Source organism: Aurantimicrobium sp., from assembly GCF_036667855.1.
In the GTDB taxonomy this organism is placed as follows: domain Bacteria; phylum Actinomycetota; class Actinomycetes; order Actinomycetales; family Microbacteriaceae; genus Aurantimicrobium.
In genome coordinates, this window is the sequence record NZ_JAVWTF010000082.1 from 1 (window position 1) to 4,091 (window position 4,091).

The window sequence follows — 4,091 nt, forward strand, 5'->3', positions numbered from 1 at the left end:
AAAATGGACTCCGTCCGGGTTGCGGGTAGGTTGCGCAACGAATGCCACACTTTCGCACGCCTAGGGACTTTTGATTCTGAGTGCGCGGTAAAGCAAGCAGCTAGCTACATTGCGAAGCGCTAAAACTTTTCTAGGCTTAGGCGTTTTCGTCGTGTTGCCGAAGAACTTAGACAATGGAAGGACACGAAAGTGCCTACTATTCAGCAGCTGGTCCGCAAGGGCCGCTCGCCTAAGGTCGTCAAGACCAAGGCCCCTGCCCTTAAGGGCAACCCAATGCGCCGTGGCGTGTGCACCCGTGTGTACACCACCACCCCGAAGAAGCCAAACTCGGCTCTGCGTAAGGTCGCACGTGTGCGCCTTGCCGGTGGCGTCGAAGTGACCGCTTACATTCCAGGTGTCGGACACAACCTGCAGGAACACTCCATCGTGCTCGTTCGCGGTGGTCGTGTAAAGGACCTTCCAGGTGTTCGCTACAAGATTGTTCGTGGTGCTCTGGATACCCAGGGTGTGAAGGATCGTAAGCAGGCTCGTTCCCGCTACGGTGCAAAGAAGGATGGTAAGTAATGCCTCGTAAGGGTCCGGCGCCAAAGCGCCCACTAGTTTCTGATCCAGTCTTCGAATCCCCATTGGTCACCCAGCTGATCAACAAGGTTCTCGTAGACGGCAAGAAGTCCACTGCAGAGCGCATTGTTTACGGTGCACTCGAAGGTGCCGCAGCAAAGTCCGGCGCCGACGCTGTTTCGACCCTCAAGAAGGCTATGGACAACATCCGTCCAGCCCTCGAGGTTCGTTCCCGCCGCGTCGGTGGCGCTACCTACCAGGTTCCTGTTGAGGTCAAGCCAGGCCGTGCAACCGCACTGGCTCTGCGCTGGCTGGTTGGCTACTCGAAGGCTCGCCGCGAGAAGACCATGATCGAGCGTTTGATGAACGAGATCCTGGACGCATCGAACGGTCTGGGTGCCGCTGTGAAGCGTCGCGAAGACACTCACAAGATGGCCGAGTCCAACAAGGCCTTCGCACACTACCGCTGGTAAGAACCGCTCGGAAAAGCTGGGCATCAACCGATGCCCAGCAATTCCGGCCTCACCTTATAGGGAGACAACGTGGCACAGGACGTGCTTACTGACCTTAACAAGGTCCGCAATATCGGCATCATGGCTCACATCGATGCCGGTAAGACCACTACTACTGAGCGCATCCTTTTCTACACGGGTGTGAACCACAAGCTCGGTGAAACCCACGACGGTGCTTCGACCACCGACTGGATGGAACAGGAAAAAGAGCGCGGTATCACCATTACCTCCGCTGCTGTTACCTGCTTCTGGAACAAGAACCAGATCAACATCATCGACACCCCGGGCCACGTTGACTTCACCGTTGAGGTGGAGCGCTCGCTGCGCGTGCTCGATGGCGCCGTTGCCGTCTTCGATGGCAAGGAAGGCGTTGAGCCTCAGTCCGAGACCGTTTGGCGCCAGGCTGACAAGTACGACGTTCCACGTATCTGCTTCGTCAACAAGATGGACAAGCTGGGCGCTGACTTCTACTTCACCGTAGATACCATCATCCAGCGCCTTGGTGCCAAGCCGCTGGTTATGCAGCTGCCAATCGGCTCCGAGTCCGAGTTCACCGGTGTCGTTGACCTGCTGTCCATGAAGGCATTCGTTTGGGAAGGCGACTCCAAGGGTGACGTCACCATGGGCGCTGCTTACGAAACCCGCGAAATCCCTGCCGACTTGGTTGAGCGTGCTGAAGAGTACCGCGCCAAGCTGGTTGAAGATGTCGCTGAGGCATCCGAAGAGCTCATGGAGAAGTACCTCGAAGGTGAAGAAATCTCCGTTGAGGAACTCAAGGCTGGCATCCGCAAGCTGACCGTGAACTCGGAAGCTTACCCAGTATTCTGTGGTTCGGCCTTCAAGAACCGCGGCGTTCAGCCAATGCTGGATGCAGTCATCGACTTCCTGCCGAACCCACTGGACGTTGGCGCCACCATCGGTCACGATCCGAAGGACGAAGAAGTTGAGCTGACCCGCGAGCCTTCGGAGGACGCACCGTTCTCGGCACTTGCGTTCAAGATCGCCGCTCACCCGTTCTTCGGCCAGTTGAACTTCATCCGCGTTTACTCCGGCAAGGCAGAGTCCGGCGCACAGCTGCTGAACTCCACCAAGGGCAAGAAGGAACGCGTAGGCAAGCTCTTCCAGATGCACTCCAACAAGGAGAATCCGGTAGACGAGATCCACGCAGGTCACATCTACGCTGTGATCGGCCTGAAGGCCACCACCACCGGTGACACCCTATGTGATCCAGCCCACCCAATCGTTCTCGAATCGATGAGCTTCCCGGATCCAGTGATCTCTGTGGCCATCGAACCAAAGACCAAGGGTGACCAGGAAAAGCTGTCGACCGCTATCCAGAAGCTGTCGGCGGAAGATCCAACCTTCACCGTGTCCCTGAACGAAGACACCGGCCAGACCGTCATTGGCGGTATGGGTGAGCTTCACCTGGACATTCTGGTTGACCGCATGAAGCGCGAATTCCGTGTGGAAGCAAACGTTGGCAAGCCACAGGTTGCATACCGCGAAACCATCAAGAAGGCTGTGGAGAAGGTTGACTTCACCCACAAGAAGCAGACCGGTGGTTCGGGTCAGTTCGCCAAGGTCCAGGTCTCGTTCGAGCCTCTGGAAGTTGTTGACGGCGTCACCTACGAGTTCAAGAACGCCGTGACCGGTGGTCGTGTTCCTCGTGAGTACATCCCATCCGTTGACGCTGGTATCCAGGACGCAATGCAGTACGGTATCCTCGCAGGCTACCCACTGGTCGGTGTCAAGGCTACCCTCATCGATGGTGCTTACCACGATGTCGACTCCTCGGAAATGGCCTTCAAGATCGCTGGTTCGCAGGTATTCAAGGAAGGCGCACGCCGCGCTAACCCTGTTTTGCTTGAACCGCTGATGGCTGTTGAAGTCCGTACCCCGGAAGAGTACATGGGCGACGTTATCGGCGACCTGAACTCCCGTCGTGGTTCGATCAGCGAGATGTCCGACGCTGCTGGCGTCAAGGTCATCCGCGCTGGTGTGCCACTGTCGGAAATGTTCGGTTACATTGGTGACCTGCGTTCGAAGACCCAGGGTCGCGCAGTTTACTCGATGACCTTCGACAGCTACTCTGAGGTCCCGAAGGCAGTTGCCGACGAGATCATCCAGAAGTCCCGCGGCGAGTAATCGTCTCGGTATAAAAACCTGGCCGTGACCCCCTTAGCGGGGAAGTGGCCGATCGCGGGCCGGTTCCGTTGAAAAACGGAGCCGGCACCGCAAACGGCCAACGAGGGATTTGCATCACAATGCAGGCCCCGCAGAGGACCGGAATTTCCTAAATTATCCAAGCCCCCAGTAGACTATTTCTAGTTCGTTTGCGAACCGCGCAGACGAAGAATGTCTTCTGTAAATGTTTCTAGGAGGAACTTGTGGCAAAGGCAAAGTTCGAGCGCAACAAGCCGCACGTCAACATTGGTACCATCGGTCACGTTGACCACGGTAAGACCACTCTGACCGCGGCAATCTCCAAGGTTCTGGCTGACAAGTACCCAGACCTGAACGAACAGCGCGACTTCGCTAACATCGACTCGGCACCGGAAGAGCGCCAGCGCGGTATTACCATCAACATCTCGCACATCGAGTACCAGACCGAGAAGCGCCACTACGCACACGTAGACGCTCCAGGTCACGCTGACTATGTCAAGAACATGATCACCGGTGCTGCTCAGATGGACGGCGCAATCCTCGTTGTTGCCGCTACCGATGGCCCGATGGCTCAGACCCGCGAGCACGTTCTGCTGGCCCGCCAGGTTGGTGTTCCAACCCTGATGGTTGCACTGAACAAGTCGGACATGGTTGATGACGAAGAGCTGCTCGAGCTCGTGGAGATGGAAGTTCGCGAACTGCTGTCTCAGTACGACTTCCCGGGCGACGATACGCCGGTAATCCGCGGTTCTGCGCTGAAAGCGCTGGAAGGCGAAGCCGAGTGGGAAGCTAAGATTGTAGAACTGGCTGAAACTCTGGATTCTTACATCCCAGAACCAGAGCGTGACATCGACA

4 protein-coding genes are annotated in these 4,091 nt (G+C 56.9%); all 4 read left to right on the forward strand.

Going from position 1 to position 4,091, the window contains the following annotated elements; translation table 11 throughout:
* The first annotated feature begins 189 nt into the window (after nt 1–189).
* Nucleotides 190–564 carry a 30S ribosomal protein S12 gene (rpsL, locus tag RR877_RS09935; protein WP_013349694.1) on the forward strand — a complete coding sequence of 125 codons (375 nt, stop codon included), beginning with the start codon at nt 190–192 and terminating at the stop codon, nt 562–564.
* A complete protein-coding gene (gene rpsG / locus RR877_RS09940) occupies nt 564–1,034 on the forward strand; it encodes a 30S ribosomal protein S7 (RefSeq protein WP_096256908.1) in 471 nt (156 codons plus the stop codon). The genes rpsL and rpsG overlap by 1 nt, the downstream gene beginning before the upstream one ends.
* A gap of 69 nt (nt 1,035–1,103) precedes the next feature.
* A complete protein-coding gene (gene fusA, locus RR877_RS09945; protein WP_105657667.1) occupies nt 1,104–3,218 on the forward strand; it encodes an elongation factor G in 2,115 nt (704 codons plus the stop codon).
* A 242-nt stretch (nt 3,219–3,460) separates the two neighbouring features.
* Nucleotides 3,461–4,091 (forward strand): GTP-binding protein (locus RR877_RS09950; RefSeq protein WP_332628100.1); only part of this gene is annotated, 631 nt, incomplete at its 3' end.

Excerpts from the sequence above, each read along its gene's own strand:
- rpsG (WP_096256908.1), top strand. The coding sequence starts at position 564 with ATGCCTCGTAAGGGTCCGGCGCCAAAGCGCCCACTAGTTTCTGATCCA.